Source organism: Streptomyces sp. NPDC107654 (genome assembly GCF_055639035.1).
Window position 1 is genome coordinate 229,276 of sequence record NZ_JBVKBI010000008.1, and the last position, 17,419, is coordinate 246,694.

Annotated in this window: 15 protein-coding genes; 6 read left to right on the top strand and 9 right to left on the bottom strand. The window is 71.7% G+C overall.

Annotated elements, in window-relative coordinates; genetic code table 11:
- Positions 1–539 precede the first annotated feature (539 nt).
- Complete coding sequence (locus ACZ7N4_RS16965; RefSeq protein ID WP_471359078.1) at positions 540–2,999, top strand: DNA gyrase/topoisomerase IV subunit A; 2,460 nt, start codon at positions 540–542, stop codon at positions 2,997–2,999.
- Positions 3,000–3,015: 16 nt separating this feature from the next.
- Here the strand turns inward: ACZ7N4_RS16965 and ACZ7N4_RS16970 are convergent, their stop codons facing one another.
- Positions 3,016–4,101, bottom strand: a complete 1,086-nt coding sequence (locus ACZ7N4_RS16970) for a CobW family GTP-binding protein (RefSeq protein WP_471359170.1) — start codon at positions 4,099–4,101, stop codon at positions 3,016–3,018.
- Between the two features lie 181 nt (positions 4,102–4,282).
- On the opposite strand from ACZ7N4_RS16970, the gene ACZ7N4_RS16975 reads away from it, so the two are divergent.
- The 4 genes from ACZ7N4_RS16975 to ACZ7N4_RS16990 all read left to right on the top strand — a co-directional run bounded on the left by ACZ7N4_RS16975 (position 4,283) and on the right by ACZ7N4_RS16990 (position 8,993).
- Entirely contained in the window at positions 4,283–5,539 is a 1,257-nt protein-coding gene (locus ACZ7N4_RS16975; RefSeq protein ID WP_471359080.1) for a citrate/2-methylcitrate synthase, read from the top strand.
- Positions 5,540–5,593: 54 nt separating this feature from the next.
- Positions 5,594–6,535 (top strand): sucrase ferredoxin, encoded by a 942-nt coding sequence (locus ACZ7N4_RS16980; protein WP_471359082.1) that lies wholly within the window; start codon positions 5,594–5,596, stop codon positions 6,533–6,535.
- A gap of 101 nt (positions 6,536–6,636) precedes the next feature.
- A complete protein-coding gene (locus tag ACZ7N4_RS16985; RefSeq protein ID WP_471359084.1) occupies positions 6,637–8,316 on the top strand; it encodes an ATP-binding protein in 1,680 nt (559 codons plus the stop codon).
- Positions 8,313–8,993, top strand: a complete 681-nt coding sequence (locus ACZ7N4_RS16990; RefSeq protein WP_471359085.1) for a response regulator — start codon at positions 8,313–8,315, stop codon at positions 8,991–8,993. Before ACZ7N4_RS16985 ends, ACZ7N4_RS16990 begins: the two co-directional genes overlap by 4 nt.
- 66 nt (positions 8,994–9,059) lie before the next feature.
- Here ACZ7N4_RS16990 and ACZ7N4_RS16995 read toward each other — a convergent pair whose 3' ends face one another.
- The 3 genes from ACZ7N4_RS16995 to ACZ7N4_RS17005 are packed head-to-tail and all read right to left on the bottom strand — an operon-like array spanning position 9,060 to position 11,840.
- The gene (locus tag ACZ7N4_RS16995; protein ID WP_471359086.1) at positions 9,060–10,112 is read right to left on the bottom strand and encodes an ABC transporter substrate-binding protein; all 1,053 of its coding nucleotides are present in this window, start codon (positions 10,110–10,112) and stop codon (positions 9,060–9,062) included.
- Between the two features lie 59 nt (positions 10,113–10,171).
- A complete protein-coding gene (locus ACZ7N4_RS17000) occupies positions 10,172–11,035 on the bottom strand; it encodes an ABC transporter permease (RefSeq protein ID WP_471359087.1) in 864 nt (287 codons plus the stop codon).
- Entirely contained in the window at positions 11,025–11,840 is an 816-nt protein-coding gene (locus ACZ7N4_RS17005) for an ABC transporter ATP-binding protein (protein WP_471359088.1), read from the bottom strand. The genes ACZ7N4_RS17000 and ACZ7N4_RS17005 overlap by 11 nt, the downstream gene beginning before the upstream one ends.
- A 157-nt stretch (positions 11,841–11,997) precedes the next feature.
- On the opposite strand from ACZ7N4_RS17005, the gene ACZ7N4_RS17010 reads away from it, so the two are divergent.
- The gene (locus ACZ7N4_RS17010; RefSeq protein ID WP_471359089.1) at positions 11,998–12,690 is read left to right on the top strand and encodes a response regulator; all 693 of its coding nucleotides are present in this window, start codon (positions 11,998–12,000) and stop codon (positions 12,688–12,690) included.
- An 18-nt stretch (positions 12,691–12,708) separates the two neighbouring features.
- Here the strand turns inward: ACZ7N4_RS17010 and ACZ7N4_RS17015 are convergent, their stop codons facing one another.
- The 5 genes from ACZ7N4_RS17015 to ACZ7N4_RS17035 all read right to left on the bottom strand — a co-directional run bounded on the left by ACZ7N4_RS17015 (position 12,709) and on the right by ACZ7N4_RS17035 (position 17,268).
- On the bottom strand, positions 12,709–14,301 hold the full coding sequence (locus ACZ7N4_RS17015) for a solute symporter family protein (RefSeq protein ID WP_471359090.1): 1,593 nt from the start codon (positions 14,299–14,301) through the stop codon (positions 12,709–12,711).
- Positions 14,298–14,843: a DUF485 domain-containing protein gene (locus ACZ7N4_RS17020; RefSeq protein WP_471359091.1), complete on the bottom strand. Its 546-nt coding sequence runs from the start codon at positions 14,841–14,843 to the stop codon at positions 14,298–14,300. Before ACZ7N4_RS17020 ends, ACZ7N4_RS17015 begins: the two co-directional genes overlap by 4 nt.
- 69 nt (positions 14,844–14,912) lie before the next feature.
- Positions 14,913–15,602: a response regulator transcription factor gene (locus tag ACZ7N4_RS17025; protein WP_471359092.1), complete on the bottom strand. Its 690-nt coding sequence runs from the start codon at positions 15,600–15,602 to the stop codon at positions 14,913–14,915.
- Positions 15,599–16,750, bottom strand: coding sequence for a sensor histidine kinase (locus ACZ7N4_RS17030; RefSeq protein ID WP_471359093.1), 1,152 nt, complete (start codon positions 16,748–16,750; stop codon positions 15,599–15,601). The genes ACZ7N4_RS17025 and ACZ7N4_RS17030 overlap by 4 nt, the downstream gene beginning before the upstream one ends.
- Positions 16,747–17,268, bottom strand: a complete 522-nt coding sequence (locus tag ACZ7N4_RS17035) for a DUF1453 domain-containing protein (RefSeq protein WP_471359094.1) — start codon at positions 17,266–17,268, stop codon at positions 16,747–16,749. The genes ACZ7N4_RS17030 and ACZ7N4_RS17035 overlap by 4 nt, the downstream gene beginning before the upstream one ends.
- Positions 17,269–17,419: the final 151 nt, after the last annotated feature.

The following is a 17,419-nucleotide window of genomic DNA, read 5'->3' on the forward strand; positions in this document are numbered from 1 at the left end:
CCCACAGCGGATCCCGGGGTGCGCCCGAGCGCCCGGGCGGGTCGGGGTCGGGTCGGGGTCGGGCCGGGTTTGGGTCGAGTCGCGGTCGCGGTCGCGGTCGAGCCGGTTCTCGGTCTGGTCGGGTCGGGGTTGGGTCGCGGTCCGGTCGGGCCGGGTCGGGTCGGGTCGCGGTCCGGTAGGGCCGGGTCGGCGCGGTCAAGCCGGGTCTTGCTCTGGTCCGACGCGGTCGGGCTGTGGTCGGGGCGCGGTAGGGCCGTGGTCGGGGCGCGGTCGCGGATGTCTTCCGGCGCCCCGGCCCGGGTGTCTCGCGCTGCCTCATCAGCCCGGCCCGGATGACTCGCGCTTCACCGGCGCCCGGTGCCTGCCGCGGCGCGCGGCCCCGCGTGCCGGGCGACGGGCGACGGGCGACGGGCGACGGGCGACGGGCGACGGGCGACGGGCGATCCTCCGGTACCGGGTCGCGGCACGGGTTGTCAGTGCCTCGGTCCACAATGGTCCGCGTCAGTTCCGTCCATCCTTTCAGCAAGGAGCCGGCAGCGATGGCCCGCCGCAGCACGAAGACCCCGCCGCCCGACGATTCGTTCGAGGAGAGGATCCTCGACATCGACGTCGTGGACGAGATGCGTGGCTCCTACCTGGAGTACGCGTACTCGGTCATCTACTCGCGCGCCCTGCCGGACGCCCGTGACGGCCTCAAGCCGGTGCACCGCCGGATCGTCTACCAGATGAACGAGATGGGCCTGCGCCCCGACCGCGGCTACGTGAAGTGCGCGCGTGTCGTCGGCGAGGTCATGGGCAAGCTGCACCCGCACGGCGACTCGTCGATCTACGACGCCCTGGTGCGCATGGCGCAGCCGTTCTCCATGCGCGTGCCGCTGGTCGACGGCCACGGCAACTTCGGCTCGCTGGGCAACGACGACCCGCCCGCCGCCATGCGGTACACCGAATGCCGGATGGCCGAGGCGACGAGCCTGATGACCGAGTCGATCGACGAGGACACGGTCGACTTCGCACCGAACTACGACGGCCAGGAGCAGGAGCCGGTGGCGCTGCCCGCCGCCTTCCCGAACCTGCTGGTCAACGGCTCCTCCGGCATCGCGGTCGGCATGGCGACGAACATGCCGCCGCACAACCTGCGCGAGGTGATCAACGCCGCGCGCCACCTCATCCGGTTCCCGAACGCCGACCTGGACGCGCTGATGAAGCACGTCCCGGGCCCCGACCTGCCCACGGGCGGCCGGGTCGTCGGCCTGGACGGCATCCGGGACGCGTACGCGACCGGTCGCGGCACCTTCAAGATGCGCGCGACGGTCTCGATCGAGACGGTCACGGCCCGTCGCAAGGGTCTGGTCGTCACCGAACTGCCGTTCACGGTCGGCCCCGAGAAGGTCATCGCGAAGATCAAGGATCTGGTCAACGCGAAGAAGGTCCAGGGCATCGCCGACGTCAAGGACCTCACCGACCGCGAGCACGGCCTGCGTCTGGTCATCGAGATCAAGAACGGCTTCGTGCCGGAGGCGATCCTGGAGCAGCTGTACAAGCTGACCCCCATGGAGGAGTCCTTCGGCATCAACAACGTCGCCCTGGTCGACGGCCAGCCGCTCACCCTGGGTCTGAAGGAGCTGCTGGAGGTCTACCTGGACCACCGCTTCGAGGTGGTCCGGCGCCGCAGCGAGTTCCGCCGGGGCAAGAAGCGGGACCGGCTGCACCTGGTCGAGGGCCTGCTGACCGCGCTGGTCGACATCGACGAGGTCATCCGGATCATCCGGTCCAGCGAGAACTCCGCGCAGGCCAAGGAACGCCTGATGGAGCGCTTCTCGCTGAGCGAGGTGCAGACGCAGTACATCCTCGACACGCCGCTGCGCCGGCTCACCAAGTACGACCGGATCGAGCTGGAGGCGGAGAAGGACAGGCTCACCGCGGAGATCGAGGAGCTGACCCGGATCCTGGAGTCGGACACGGAGCTGCGCAAGCTGGTCTCGGCCGAACTGGCCGCGGTGGCGAAGAAGTTCGGCACCGACCGGCGCACGGTCCTGCTGGAGTCCGGAGCCGCCCCGGTGGCCGCCGTGCCGCTGCAGGTGGCCGACGACCCGTGCCGGGTGCTGCTGTCCTCGACGGGGCTGCTGGCCCGTACGGCGACCGCCGGCCCGTTCCCGGAGGCGACGTCCGCCCAGCGCGTCAAGCACGACGTGATCGTCTCGGCGGTGCCGACGACCGCGCGCGGGGTGATCGGCGCGGTGACCTCGGCGGGCCGGCTGCTGCGGATCAACGTGGTCGATCTGCCGCAGCTGCCCGAGTCGGCGACGGCCCCGAACCTCTCCGGAGGCGCCCCGCTGGCGGAGTTCGTCTCCCTGGAGGACGACGAGACGGTGGTCTGCCTGACCACGCTGGACGAGTCGTCCCCGGGTCTGGCGCTCGGCACCGAGCAGGGTGTCGTCAAGCGGGTGGTACCCGACTACCCGTCCAACAAGGACGAGTTGGAGGTCATCACCCTCAAGGAGGGTGACCGGATCGTCGGCGCGGTGGAGCTGCGCACCGGCGAGGAGGACCTGGTGTTCGTCACGGACGACGCGCAGCTGCTGCGTTTCCAGGCCTCGATCGTCCGTCCGCAGGGCCGCCCGGCGGGCGGTATGGCGGGCGTCAAGCTCACCGAGGGCGCGAAGGTGATCTCCTTCACGGCGGTCGATCCGGCCGTTGACGCGGTGGTGTTCACGGTGGCGGGCTCACGCGGCACGCTGGACGACTCGGTGCAGACGACGGCCAAGCTGACCCCGTTCGACCAGTACCCCCGCAAGGGCCGCGCCACGGGCGGTGTGCGCTGCCAGCGGTTCCTGAAGGGCGAGGACTGCCTGTCGCTGGCCTGGGCGGGCCCGACGCCCGCGCTCGCCGCGCAGAAGAACGGCACTCCGGTGGAGCTGCCGGAGGTGGACCCGCGCCGGGACGGCTCGGGCACGTCGCTGCCGAAGACGGTGTCCGTGGTGGCGGGCCCGGTCCTCTAGGCGGGCGGCCCGTGTCCTAGGCGGGCGGATCCTCCAGGTCGGCTTCCGCCTCGTCGGGACCCTGTACGTAGCGCAGGACGCCCCACATGCCGTGCTCGTCGGCGTGTGGGGCGCTGTCCCTGCACCCCCGCAGTTCCTTGCCGAGGGTGTCGGCGTCGATGCCGGAGCCGATCAGCACGAGCTGGGTGAGGCGGGCCTCGCGGGCTGTCCAGGGCTCCGGGTAGAAGCGCAGGAACCGGCCGACGGCGTGGACGGCGTACCGGTTGAGCGGGTCGTACGGCCCGAAGTCGACGTACCCCTTGATCCGGTACAGCCCCTCGGGCCGGCTGTCCAGGAAACGCATGAGCCGACGGGGCTCCAGCGGCACGTCCGAGGTGAAGGACAGGCTGTCGTAGCCGGTGTGCAGGTGCCCGGCGTGGTCGTGTCCCTCCCGCCCGTGCTCGTGCAGGTCGTCGAAGGACAGCTGCCCGACGCGTTCCTCGCTCGGGCGGCAGTCGAAGAGGAATTCGGGGTCGATGCGGCCGTAGGTGGCGGGGACGACGGCGGCGCGGTCGGTGAGCGAGCGGACGATCCCCAGGGTCCGGTCGGCGTCGTCGGCGCGGTCGACCTTGTTGACGACCACCAGGTCGGCGAGGGCGAGGTGCCGGTCGATCTCGGGGTGCTTCGCCCGCGTCTCGTCGAACTCGGCGGCGTCGACCACCTCGACCAGGCCGCCGTAGACGATGCCGGGGTGCTCGCTGGCGAGGACCATCCGCACGAGTTCCTGCGGTTCGGCCAGCCCGCTCGCCTCGATGACGATCACGTCGATGCCGGCGGCGGGTGCGGCGAGCCGGTCCAGGTAGAGGTCGAGTTCGCTCGCGTCGACGGCACAGCACAGGCAGCCGTTGCCGAGGGAGACGGTCGAGTCGCCGAGGGCGCCCGCGACGGCCATCGCGTCGATCTCGATGGCCCCGAAGTCGTTGACGATGGCCCCGATCCTGCTGCCTCCGCTGCGGTGCAGCAGATGGTTGAGCAGTGTGGTCTTCCCGGAACCCAGGAATCCGGCGAGCACGATCACCGGGACCTGCCGCGGACTGCCGCTGCCTCCCGTGCTGTTCCCCAACGTGACGACCTCTTCCCTCTCTCCCACGGTGTCCGGGGACCAGGATAGGAGCGGGAGAAACGCGGCGGAGTGACCCTCTCCGCACGATTGATCATGCCGTCCATGAGCGACTCGCTCACATCAACATTGACTGCGTCAAGACAGACGCGTCCATGTATGCAGGGCGACTACGGTGACCTCCATGCGCGATCACGACACCGCTCCCCACCGTCCCGGGCGCCGGCTGACCACCAAGGAGACCGCCGAACTCCTCGGCGTGAAGCCCGAGACGGTCTACGCGTACGTGAGCCGCGGCCTGCTCAGCAGCAGACGCGAGCCCGGCGGCCGGGCCAGCACCTTCGAGGCGGCCGAGGTCGAGGCCCTCGCCCGCCGCAACCGGCGGGAGGCTGCCGGGACTCCGGGGTCCGGCGGAGACCTGTCCGTCCGCACCCGGATCACGCTGATCGACCAGGACCGGTACTACTACCGGGGAGTCGACGCCGTCGAACTGGCCACCCGTCACTCCTACGAGGAGGTCGCCGAGTGGCTCTGGACGGGCCGGCCGGCCCCCGGGGTGGGTTTCGCCGCGCCCGAGGACACCGTCGAGGTCGCCCGGCGCGCCGTGGGCGCCCTGTCCGAGCACGCCTCCCCCGTCGACCGGCTGAGGGTGGCGGCGATCGCCGCGGCGGCCGAGGACCCGCTGCGCTTCGACCTGTCCGAGGAGGCCGTGCTGAACACGGCGCGCATCCTCATCCCGACCCTCGTCGCCGCGCTGCCGCCGGCCGCGCACCAGCGCCAGGACGACGGCCCGCTGGCCCACCGCCTGTGGTACCGGCTGACCGGCCGCCCGGCCGACGAGGCCTCCCTGCGCGTGCTGGACACCGCGCTCGCGCTGCTCGCCGACCACGACCTGGCCGCCTCCACCCTGGCGGTGCGCGTCGCCGCATCGGCCCGGGCGCACGCGTACGCGGCCGTATCGGCGGGGCTCGGCGTGCTGGAGGGGCCGCTGCACGGCGCCGCCAGCGGCCTGGCCCACCGGATGCTCCTGGACGTGCTCGACCAGGGCACGGCGGTTCCGGTGATCGCCGCCGAGCTGCGCGCGGGCCGTCGCGTGCCCGGCCTCGGCCACCGGCTGTACACGGGCGAGGACCCCCGCGCGCGGGTGCTGTTCGGCCTCCTGGAGCAGATCCCGGGCGCGGAGTCCGCGCTGCTGGCGGCCCGGGACATCGTCGCCACCACCGCCCGGCACACCCCGCTGCACGCCAACGTGGACCTGGCCCTGGCGGTGTTCACCGCGTCCTCCGGCATGCCGGCCACGGCCGGGGAGACGATCTTCGCGGTCGCCCGGACCGCGGGCTGGATCGCCCACGCCCTGGAGGAGTACGGCGAGCGCCCGCTGCGCATGCGCCCCAGTGGCCACTACGTCGGTGCGCGCCCGCCCCAAACCCTCCCGGAGTAGGACACGGCAGGGGCCGGAAGTCGCCCTGGGGGAACTCAGGTTAGGCTCACCTCTGTGAGTAGGTGTGCGACCGTCTCCCGGAGCCTCGACGAGCCGATCTCCGGTACGGCTGCCACGGCGACGACGTGGCTGCTGCTGGAACAGCCCGGCCCGTGGGGTGCCAGGGCGCTGATCTCCAGCCACCTGGACCCCGCGCTGGGCCGGGCCCTGGAGGCCGCCGCCGACGGGACCGGCGTGCGGATCGCGCTCATCCGGCATCCCGGGCGCCATGCGGACCCCGGCACGCCCCCGATCCGGCAGGTGTACGCCGCACACACCGTTCCGGGACGCGTGTGGCTGCACAGCGCCACCACCCGTGATCCGCGGCGGCTGCTCGACCTGGACTTCGCCGGCCTCGGGAGCGGCGACCACCGTTCCTTCGGCGCGGTGCTCGACGGACGACCGCACCAGGGCGACCCGCTGGCGCTCGTGTGCACCAACGGCAAGCGCGACCGCTGCTGTGCCCTGCTCGGCCGCCCCCTCGCCACCGAGCTGGTCTCCTCCGGGGTGCGCGGCGTCTGGGAGGTCACCCATCTGGGTGGACATCGCTTCGCGCCGACGGTGCTCGTGCTGCCGTACGGCTACGCCTACGGCCGTGCCGAGGCGCACACCGTCAAGGAGGCTCTGCAGGGCGTGCGGGAGGGGCGTGTGGTCGTGGAGGGGTGCCGGGGGTGTTCCGCGTGGGAGCGGCCCGGCCAGGCGGCGGAGCTGGCCGTGCGGTCGGCCGCGCAGGAGTACCGGACCGGTGTGCTCAGCGTCGCACGGACCGACGGCGCGGCTCCGCGCTGGGAGGTCACCGTCGGCCACACCGACGGCCGCCGGTGGCGGGTCACCGTGGCGCAGGGGGCGTCGTTGCCGCCCCGCCCGGAGAGCTGTGGCGCGACCGCGCTCGGCGCGCCGGCGCGGATGGACGTGGTCGAGGTACGCGAGCTGAGGCCGACGGCGCTGGCGAGCTAGCCGGACGGCACGCGCCTCCCCTCATCGATCAACAGGTGGATCAAGAGATCCACACCACACCCGCTGGGGCGCCTGCGGACGGCCCACGTACCGTCGTGGGTATGAGCCCCACTCCCCCCGCCCGCCGACTGCGCCTCGGACTGCCCCGGCGGATGTTCTCGCAGGTGCTGCTGATGCAGGTGGCGATCGCGGCGGGAGTCGCGGTGCTCGCGACCGGGCTCTTCCTCGCCCCGCTGAGCAAGCAGCTGGACCAGGAGGCGATGCGCCGCGCGCTGGCCATCGCCGAGACCACCGCCCAGGACCCGCAGATCGCCGAGGGTGTCGCCACCACACCGCCGTCCAGGAACGGCCCGGTGCAGCGGGAGGCCGAACGGATCCGGCGGGCCACCCACGCCGAGTACATCGTGGTGCTGAACCGAGACTGGGTGCGCTGGTCGCACCCCACGCCCTCGGAGATCGGCCGCCGCGTCTCCACCGACCCCACCGACGCCCTCGGCGGCCAGGAGGTCATGGAGATCGACAGGGGCACCCTGGGGCGCTCGGCACGCGGCAAGGTGCCGCTGTACGACGCGGGCCACCACATCGTCGGCGCGGTCTCGGTCGGCATCGCCTACGACAGCGTCCGGGCACGGCTGATCAGCGCGATCCCGGGGCTGTTCGCGTACGCCGGGGGCGCACTCGCGGTGGGCGCGCTGGCCGCCTGGCTGATCTCGCGCCGGGTCCAGCGGCAGACCCGGGACCTGGCCTTCTCCGACATCTCCGCGCTGCTCGCCGAACGCGAGGCGATGCTGCACGGCATCCGGGAGGGCGTGGTCGCGCTCGACCGGACCGGTCGCGTCCGGCTGCTCAACGACGAGGCGCGACGGCTGCTGGGCATCGGCGACGAGGCCGTCGGGCGGAGCCCCGACGAGGCGCTCGGCGCGGGCCGCACGACGGATGTGCTGGCAGGACGGGTGACCGGCACCGACCTGCTCACCGTGCGCGGCCAGCGCGTCCTGGTCGCCAACCGCATGCCCACCGGGGACGGCGGCGCCGTGGCCACCCTGCGCGACCGCACGGAACTGGAGCAGCTGGGGCGCGAACTCGATTCCACACGCGGGCTGATCGACGCCCTGCGCGCCCAGGACCACGAGCACGCCAACCGCATGCACACCCTGCTGGGGCTGCTGGAGCTGGAGATGTACGACGACGCCGTGGAGTTCGTCGGCGAGGTGGTCGGGGACCACCGGGCCACCGCCGAGCAGGTCACCGAGAAGATCCAGGACCCGCTGCTCGCCGCGCTGCTGGTCGGCAAGGCGACGGTGGCGGCCGAGCGCGGGGTCGCCCTGTGGGTGTCGGAGCGGACCCGGCTTCCGGACCGTCTGATCGACCCCCGGGGGCTGGTGACGGTCGTGGGCAACCTCGTGGACAACGCCCTCGACGCGGTCGCGGGCACCCCGCACGCGCGCGTGGAGGTCGAGTTGCGCGCGGAGGGCCGCACGGTCGTCCTGCGGGTGCGCGACACGGGCCCCGGTATCCCGGAGGAGCAGCGGGAGGTGGTCTTCACGGAGGGCTGGTCCACCAAGAAGCCGCCGGCGCACGGCAAGCGGGGTATCGGGCTGTCCCTGGTGCGCCGGCTCGCCGAGCGGCAGGGCGGGCACGCGACCGTGGGCACGGCGGCCGGCGGTGGCGCGGAGTTCACCGTGGTCCTGCCCGAGGCGCTGACCGAGCCGGAACGGGAACCGGCCGTGTCCGACGTGTCCTTGGAGACCGCCGCCGTCGCCGAGGAGGAGGCGCGATGATCGAGGTCCTGGTCGTGGACGACGACACGCGCGTCGCCCGCGTGAACGCCGCCTACGTCGAGAAGGTGCCCGGCTTCCGGGTGGCCGGCGAGGCCCACAACGCGGCCGAGGCGCTGCGCCTGGTGGAGAGCCTGCCGCGGCTCGATCTCGTGCTGATGGACCACTACCTGCCCGACGACACGGGTCTCGCGGTCGTCCAGGAGATGCGCCGGCGCGGCCACCAGACCGATGTGATCATGGTGACGGCGGCACGGGACGTGTCGACCGTGCAGGCGGCCATGCGGCAGGGGGCGTTGCAGTACCTGGTGAAGCCGTTCGCCTTCGCCGGTCTGCGGGCCAAGCTGGAGGCGTACGCCGAGCTGCGGCGCACCCTGGACGGCGGCGGCGAGGCCGAGCAGGCGGAGGTCGACCGCATCTTCGGCGCCCTGTCCGCCTCCTCGGAGCCCGGGCTGCCCAAGGGGCACTCCCCGACGACGGCCGAGCTGGTGCGCCAGGCACTGCTGAGCGCCGACGGCCCCCTGTCCGCCCAGGAGATCGCCGAGCGGACCGGGGTGAGCCGGCAGACCGCCCAGCGGTACCTGAAGCTTCTGGAGCGCACGGGCCGGGCCCGGCTGACCCTCAAGTACGGCGACGCGGGCCGCCCGGAACACCGTTATGTGTGGGCGACCCGCGCTTGAGGACTCACGCTGCGGGGTTCACGCGGCGGACCGTGCAGGGTTGACGCAGCGGGATTCATGTACGGGTCACTTGACCGCCTTGACGAACTCTGTCGTGTACGTCTTGCTCAAGTCGACCTTCGCGTTCTTGATGTTGGGGTTGAACGCCTTGAGCACCTTCTCGACGGTCTCGGGGCCGCCCTGGGGCATCACCCCGTCGTCGGTGAACATCGGAAGGGTGCTCTTGACGGCCTGCGCGTACAGGGCCTTGTTGCCCTGTGAGTAGTCGGCGGGCATCTTGGCGGCGATCTCGTCGGCGCTGTGCGTGGACATCCACTTGAGCGTCTTGACCAATGCGTTGACCAGCTTCTGGACGGTGTCCTTGTGTCCGTTCACCCAGTCCGTCTGCATGTACAGACTTGACGAGGGGTACGGCCCGCCGAGCGCCTCCCGAGAACCCTCGGGGGTCCGCATGTCGAGCAGGATCTTCCCTGCCTTCTTGTCCAGGATCGTCGCCACGGTCGGATCGGTGGTCATGCCGGCGTCTATCGCCCCCTTCTGGAGCGCCGCGATGAACGTCGGCCCCGCGCCCACCGCGACCGGCGTGAACTCGCTGATCGGCACGCCGTTCTCGACCGCCAGGTACTTGGTGAGGAAGTCGGTCGAGGATCCGAGGCCGGTCACGCCGAGTTTGCGGCCCTTGAAGTCCTTGGGCGAGGTGAGGTCGCCGGCGGCCTTGTCCGAGACGACCTCCACCTCGCCGGGAGCGTGCGAGAACTGCACGACCGACTCCACCGCCTTGCCCTTCACCTGCAGGTCGAGCGTGTGGTCGTAGAACCCGACCGCGCCCTGCACCTGGCCGGAGACGAGCGCGGTCTCGGCCTGGACGCCGGCGGGCTCGCTGAGGAGCTGGACGTTCAGCCCCTCGGCCTGGAAGTAGCCGAGGCGCTGGGTGAGCATCGCGGGGAGGTAGATGACCTTGTCCAGGCCGCCGACCATGATCTTGACGCTCTCACCCTTGCCGCCGCCGCTGCCGGTGTCGGCCGTGGAGCTCGCCGCGTCGTTGGCGCAGGCGGTGAGGGAGGAGAGGGCGAGGAGTGCGGCGGCGGCCAGGGAGGCGTGTCTGGCGGTCTTGCGCATGCGGTTCACGTCCTTGTGAGAGGGCGGTACGGGGGTGGGTGAGGAGGCCGGGGGTCCGGTCAGCTGTCGGAACCGGAGGACTTCCAGCGGAAGATGCGGCGCTCGGCGAAGGTCAGCAGCCCCTCGGCGACGAGGGCGACGACGGCGAGGATGACCATCGCGGCGTACACCCCCGCCGCGTTGAAGGTGTTCTGCGACTGCGCGACGAGCAGGCCGATCCCCTTGGTCGCGCCGATGTACTCGCCGACGATGGCGCCGATGAGCGCGAAGCCGAAACTGACGTGGAGGCTGGTGAAGATCCAGGAGGTGGCGGACGGGATGACCACCTGGAGGGTCACCCGGCGGTCGCTCGCGCCCAGGATCCGGGCGTTGGCCACGAGGTTGCGGTCCACTTCGCGGGCGCCCTGGAAGGCGTTGAAGAACACCGGGAAGAAGACGAGCACCACGGCGGAGGCCACCTTGGAGGACGGCCCCAGGCCGAACCAGATCAGGAAGATGGGCGCCAGCACGATCCTGGGGATCGAGTTGAGCACCTTGATGTAGGGACCAAGGACCTCGGCGAGCAATCTGATCCTCCCGAGCGCGATGCCGAGGACCACACCGGCGACCACGCCGATGACCCAGCCGAGCAGCGCCTCGTACAGCGTGTACCAGATCTGTTCGCCCAGGGAGCCGAGCGCTGTCCCGTGGGCGACCCAGGTGTCGATCTGGTCCCAGATCTGTGAGGGCATCGAGAAGTTGAACGGGTCGATGACCTTGGCCCGGGAGAGTGCCTCCCACAGTCCGAGGACGGCGACCAGGACCACCACGCGCGCCGCGTTGACGAACACCTTGCGCCGGCGTGCGGCCTGGGCTCGGGTCTGCGCGCGACCGGGTGCCTTGGCGGTGTCGACGACCGGCGTGCCGAGGACCTCAGGCGACATGGGCGGCACCCCTCTCGCGGGTGATGCGGACCTCTTCGCCGAGGGACTCCCAGATCTCGCGGTAGATCTCGATGAACCGCGGCTCAAGTCGCACCGACTCGACTTTCCGCGGGCGGGGGAGATCGATGGCGAAGACCTGCTTCACGGTCGCGGGTCCGGCGGTCATCACGACGACCTTGTCCGCCAGCGCGATGGACTCCTCCAGGTCGTGGGTGACGAAGACGACGGAGGCGCCGGTGCCCTCCCACAGCTCCAGCAGCTCGTCCGACATCAGTGCCCGGGTCTGCACGTCGAGCGCCGAGAACGGCTCGTCCATCAGCAGGATCTCGGGGTCGTTGACGAAGGTGGCCGCCAGGGCGACGCGCTTGCGCTGACCGCCGGAGAGCTGGTGAGGATAGCGGTCCTCGAAGTCGGCGAGTCCCACCCGGGCCAGCCATTCACGGGCCTTCCGCCTGGCCTCCGCCTTGGACACACCCCTGAAGCGCGGGCCCGCCATGACGTTCGACAGGACCGTCCGCCAGGGGAAGGTGGCGTCCTGCTGGAAGACGAAGCCGACCTTGTCGCCGACGCCGTCGACCGGCTCACCGGCCACCAGCACCTCGCCCTCGGTGGGCTCCTCCAGGCCGCTGACGAGGGTCAGCGTGGTGGACTTCCCGCACCCGGTCGGCCCTACGACGGCCACGAACTCGCCGCGCCCGACGGTGAGGTCCAGACCGCGCACGGCCGTGTGCAGCCCCCCGGACGGGGTTCTGAAAGTCTTGCTCGCGCCCCGTAGCTCGATGGCGGGGCCGGTGTGTGCGCTCATGGGCCGGGACGGTAGGTGTGGCCCCGGCCACAGCAGCAGTCTTGTGAGCACAAGCCGTTCTTTTGCTCGCAAGAACCTGTTGTGCTCGTTTAGCTCGCGCTACAACTGCGGAGCCGAACACGGGCTGCACGCTCGGCGGCCTTGAAGGAGAGGCCTGATGATTGACGTCCTGGTGGTCGACGACGACTTCCGTGTCGCCGAGATCAACGCCAAGTATGTGGGAAAGGTTCCCGGCTTCCGGGTGGCCGCCCGCGCGCACAGCGCCGCGCAGGCCCTGACCGCCGTCGAGCGCGGCACCATCGACCTGGTCCTGCTCGACCACTACCTGCCGGACGGGACCGGCCTCGAGCTGGTGCACCGCATGCGCGAGCAGGGGCACGGCACCGACGTCATCATGATCACCGCGGCCAGTGATGTGACGACCGTCCAGCAGGCGATGCGCCTGGGCGCCCTGCACTACCTGGTCAAACCGTTCACCTTCGCCGCCCTGCGGACCCGCCTGGACTCCTACGCCGCCCTGCGGCGCACGGTCGACCGGGTGGGCGACCGCGGCCTGACGGGTCAGGAGCAGGTCGACCGGATCTTCGGCGCCCTGCGCACCGCTCCCGCGCCCTCCGCACCCGGCCTGCCCACCGGCCACTCCGAGCCCACGACCGACCTCATCTGCGGTGTCCTGCACCGCGCCGACCATCCGCTCTCGGCCCACGAGGTGGCCACCCGGACCGGCCTGAGCCGCTCCACCGCCCAGCGCTACCTCCGCCACCTGGAACAGGCGGGCCGGCTCCGCCTCTCCCTGAAGTACGGCGACACCGGCCGCCCGGAGCACCGGTACGCCTGGGTGACGCCCTGACCCCACCGGCGACCGGTGCTAGACGGCTCCGGCCCCGGTCAGCGAACGCACCTCCGTCTCGGCGAACTTGGCCTCGTCCGCGACCTCGTCCGAGGTGACCGTGCCCAGCCAGCCGGCGAGGAAGCCGAGCGGGATGGAGACGATGCCCGGGTTGTCCAGCGGGAAGTACTGGAAGTCGACGGTCGGGAAGAGGGAGTCCGGGCCACCGGACACCACCGGCGACAGCAGCACCAGCCCGAGCGCCGGAAGCAGCCCGCCGTACACCGCCCACACCGCTCCACGCGTCGTGAAGCCGCGCCAGAAAAGCGAGTAGAGCAGGACCGGCAGGTTCGCCGACGCGGCGACGGCGAAGGCGAGGCCGACCAGGAAGGCGACGTTGAGATCGCGGGCCAGCAGGCCGAGCGCGATCGCCACGACACCGATACCGACCGCCGCCCACCGGGCCACGGCCACCTCACCGCGCGTATCGCCGTGCCGGCGGCGCAGCGAGGCGTACAGATCGTGGGCCACCGAGGCCGAGGAGGCCAGCGTGATGCCCGCGACCACCGCGAGGATCGTGGCGAAGGCCACCGCGGCGACCACCGCGAACAGCACGGTTCCACCGGTGGAACCCGCTCCGCCGCCAAGGTCGAGAGCGAGGAGCGGCACCGCCGTGTTCCCCGCCGCGTTGGATCCGCGTACGGCACCCGGCCCCACCACCGCCGCCGCGCCGAATCCGAGGACGATGATCATCAGATAGAAGCTGCCGATCAGACCGATGGACCACACCACGGAGCGACGGGCGGCCCGTGCGGTGGGCACGGTGTAGAAGCGGGACAGGATGTGCGGCAGTCCGGCCGTGCCCAGCACCAGCGCGAGCCCCAGGCTGATGAAGTCGAACCGGGCGGTCCAGTCTCCGCCGTACTTCAGTCCCGGCGCCAGGAACGCCGTCCCGTGCCCGCTGCGCTCCGCGGCCGTGAGCAGCAGCCGGTCGACGTCTCCGTGGAACCTCAGCAGGACGAGCACGGTCAGCACGACCGTCCCCCCGAGCAGCAGCACCGCCTTCACGATCTGGATCCAGGTGGTGGCCCGCATCCCTCCCAACGACACATAGATCACCATGAGCGCCCCGACGCCGATGACCGTCCAGGCCTGCGCCGCGGCGCTCGTCCGCCCCAGCAGCAGCGCCACCAGACTGCCCGCGCCGACCATCTGCGCCACCAGATAGAGAACGGACACCGTGACCGAGGACGTTCCCGCGGCGATCCGCACCGGCCGCTCGCTCATCCGCGCGGCCACCACGTCGGCCAGCGTGAACCGCCCGCAGTTGCGCACCAGTTCGGCCACCAGGAACAGCACGACCAGCCACGCCACGAGGAATCCCACGCAGTAGAGCAGCCCGTCGTACCCGTACAGCGCGATGAGTCCGGCGATCCCCAGGAAGGAGGCCGCCGACATGTAGTCACCCGCGATGGCAAAACCATTCTCCATAGGGGAGAACAACCGCCCGCCGGCGTAGAACTCCTCCGCCGACCCGTGCCGCCGGCGGCTCACCCAGGTCGTGATCCCGAGGGTGACCGCCACGAACCCGATGAACAGCAGCAGTCCCAGCGTCTGGTGGTCACCGGTCACAGGCCCCCTCCCCGGGCACCACGGGCCAGTTCCTGTGTGTCCCAGCGCAGCTCCAGCGCGGCCCGGTCCCGCCGCAGCCGCGCGTGCCGGGCGTATGCCCAGGTCAGCAGAAACGTGGTGAGGAACTGCCCGAGCCCCGCGAGCATCCCCACGTTCACCGCCCCGGCCACGGGCCGGGCCATGAGTCCGGGCGCCGTCGTCGCGGTGACCACGTACCCCACGTACCAGACCAGGAAGCCGACGACCCCCGGCACCACGAACCGCCGGTACCTTCCCCTCACCTCCTGGAACGCCGCACTGCGCTGCACCTCGACGTACACGTCCCGGGCGCGCGCCGCCGTCGCGCCGGGCTCGCCCCGCGCGGGCGGCACGGCCGGCGCCGGCGTCCCGGTGCCGTCGAGTCCGCTCCAGCCCGGAGCCAGCGCGTCATGCCAGGGGTCCTCGAACGTGACGTCGCGGGAGGGCGTACCGCTGTCGTCCTGGTTTCCGGCCGGTCTCTCGGGACCGTCCCCGGCACCGCGGGGACCGTTGCTTGACTGCATGCCCAAGGATGGACAGACCGGAAGGATCCCTGACTTCCCTTCCTCCGGCTCTTCACCCCATCAGGTGACTCACCCCGTGGGTGGCTGCACCAGCCTCTTGCTATAGGCGTACCGCACGGCCTGCGCCCGGTCCTTGAGACCCGTCTTGGCGAAGAGGTTGTTGATGTGTGTCTTCACGGTCGCGGTCGACACATGCAGTCTGCGGGCGATCTCCTGATTGCTGAGGCCTTCGGCGATCAGCACCAGGACCTCGGTCTCGCGCGCGGTCAGCCCGTCGGGGGTCTCGTCGGCCGCGGGGACCGGTTCGGGCTCGGGCTGTGACAGCCGCTCCAGCAACCGTCGCTGCACACTCGGCGACAGCCCCGCGTCCCCCGAGAGCACGCTGTGCACGGCACGTACGATCTCGTCACCACCCGCGTCCTTGGTCAGGTACCCCCGGGCGCCGGCCCGCAGCGCGGGGAACAGCGACTCGTCGTCCGCGAAGGTCGTGAGCACCACCACCTGGGTTCCCGGGTACCGGGCTCGGATCCGCCGGGTGGCCTCCACACCGTCGCAGCGGGGCATCCTGAGGTCCATCAGGACGACGTCGGGGGCGAGTTCGGCGACCAACTGCACCGCCTCCTCGCCGTCTCCCGCGGCCCCGACGACCTCCACGCCCGGCAGCAGCCCGAGCAGCATCACGATGCCCTCACGAACCACGGTCTGGTCGTCGGCCACCACGACCCGCGCCGGCTTCCTCTCCCCTTCCGTCGCCGTCATCCGGGCACCTTCAGCGTCACCACGAACCCCTCCTCGTCCGGACCCGCGTCCAGCGAGCCGCCCAGCAGTTCGGCGCGCTCGCGCATGCCCAGCAGACCGTACCCGGCTCCGGCTGCGCCCAGGTCGCCCGGCCGTCCGCCCGAGTCCCGGACGTCCAGCGTCACTTCACGCTCGCTGTAGTCGAGCCGTACGGCCACCTTGGCGCCCTGGGCGTGCTTGCGGACGTTCGTCAGTGCCTCTTGTGCGACCCGCCGCACGGCCTGGGACGTCTCGGCCGGCAGGGGCCTGCGTTCACCTGTGACGGTGACCTCGGCCCCGTCGGCCGTGCTGACGAGTTCGGTCAGGAAGTCCTCCAGCGGGGTCAGCTCGCCCCGGAGTGCGGAGAGCGCCTGCCGGGTCTCGGCGAGCCCGTCGCGGGCCATTCCCCGGGCGGCCACCACCCGCTCCAGGATCCGTTCGCGCTCCGCGCCGTTCTCGATCAGCAGCCGGGCCGCCTCCAGGTGCACGAGCTGTGCCGAGAGACTGTGCGCCAGCAGGTCGTGGATCTCCCGTGCGATGCGGGCCCGCTCGGCCAGTGCCGCGGACTCGGCCTCGGCCGCTCGGGCGGCACGCTCCTGGGCGAGCAGCCGCTGCGCACTGCCCCGGGCCTCCGCGTCCAGCCGCAGGACGTACCCGGCGAGGGCCATACCGGCCACGGTCGCGGCCGTGGTCAGCCAGACGTCGTTGTTGAACGCGGAGTACGAGGCCAGCGCCACCGACGTCACGGGCACCGCGGCGCCGAGCGGCAGCCGCTCCAGCGCTGCGACTCCGCAGCCGCACCAGATCAGGAGCGCGGGGCCGGTGAATCCGCCGGCCTCGGCCGCGACCGCGATGGCCAGGAGGGCCGCTATGAGCAGGAGGGACGGCACCAGCCGGTGCTCGTAGGTGGTGCGGAAGAAGGCCCAGGCGACGAGTCCGGCGGCGATCACTCCCGCCGCTGCCGCGAGCGTTCCCCACAGGCCGACGTGCCGCTGGGTGAAGGCGCCCCACAGGAGCAGGGCCAGCGCGAGCAGTCGCACGATCCAGGCGAGCAGTCGGCGGGGCCGGGGCGTTCCCGTCCGGCCGAGCGCTTCGCGGGACGGCCAGCGTGTCCAGGCGTTCTCGGTCACACGCGCTCCTTCCAGGCCGGCTGCACGCCGCCACCGTACGCGGGGGCGGGGACACTCATGGTGCCGAGGGCCTGGGCCCGCCAGACCAGGATCCCGCCTCGGACCAGCAGGGTGCAGGCGAGCCCGAGCAGCAACGCCGAGCTGTCCTGGTGGATGCCGAGTGCCAAGCCGAGGGCGAAGGTGCCGACGCGCAGGGCCACGCCCACACCCCACACGGCGATGCTCGCCTTGGTGCTCTTGGTCCATATGACGCCGTCCGACGCCGTCCAGATGCGGGTGGTCCAGCCCCAGCCGGCGCCGGTGGCCAGACCGATGAGCAACTCGACCGTGAGCAGTGCGGCGGATTCGATGCGGTGGTGGGCGTCGAGCACGCCGGGCTCGCGCAGCGCGACGACGGCGAGCACCACGGGCAGAAGCCACCAGCGCCGGTCCGTGTCGATCGCCCGGGCGCGGAACTGTCGGGCGATCACTACGGCGACGACGGCCACGATCACCAGTGCGTTGACGAGCCCGGGCATCGGATCCTCCGTGAGCGAAAGGTGGTGCCGGCAGCGAGCGCTGCCGACGCCTTCGAAACTACGGAAATCCGCAGGCCGGGAGATCGGAGCCGGGGTGGATCAAGGGTGGAACCTCGCAACGGCTCGCCTCCACCCAGGGGTGGAGAGATCG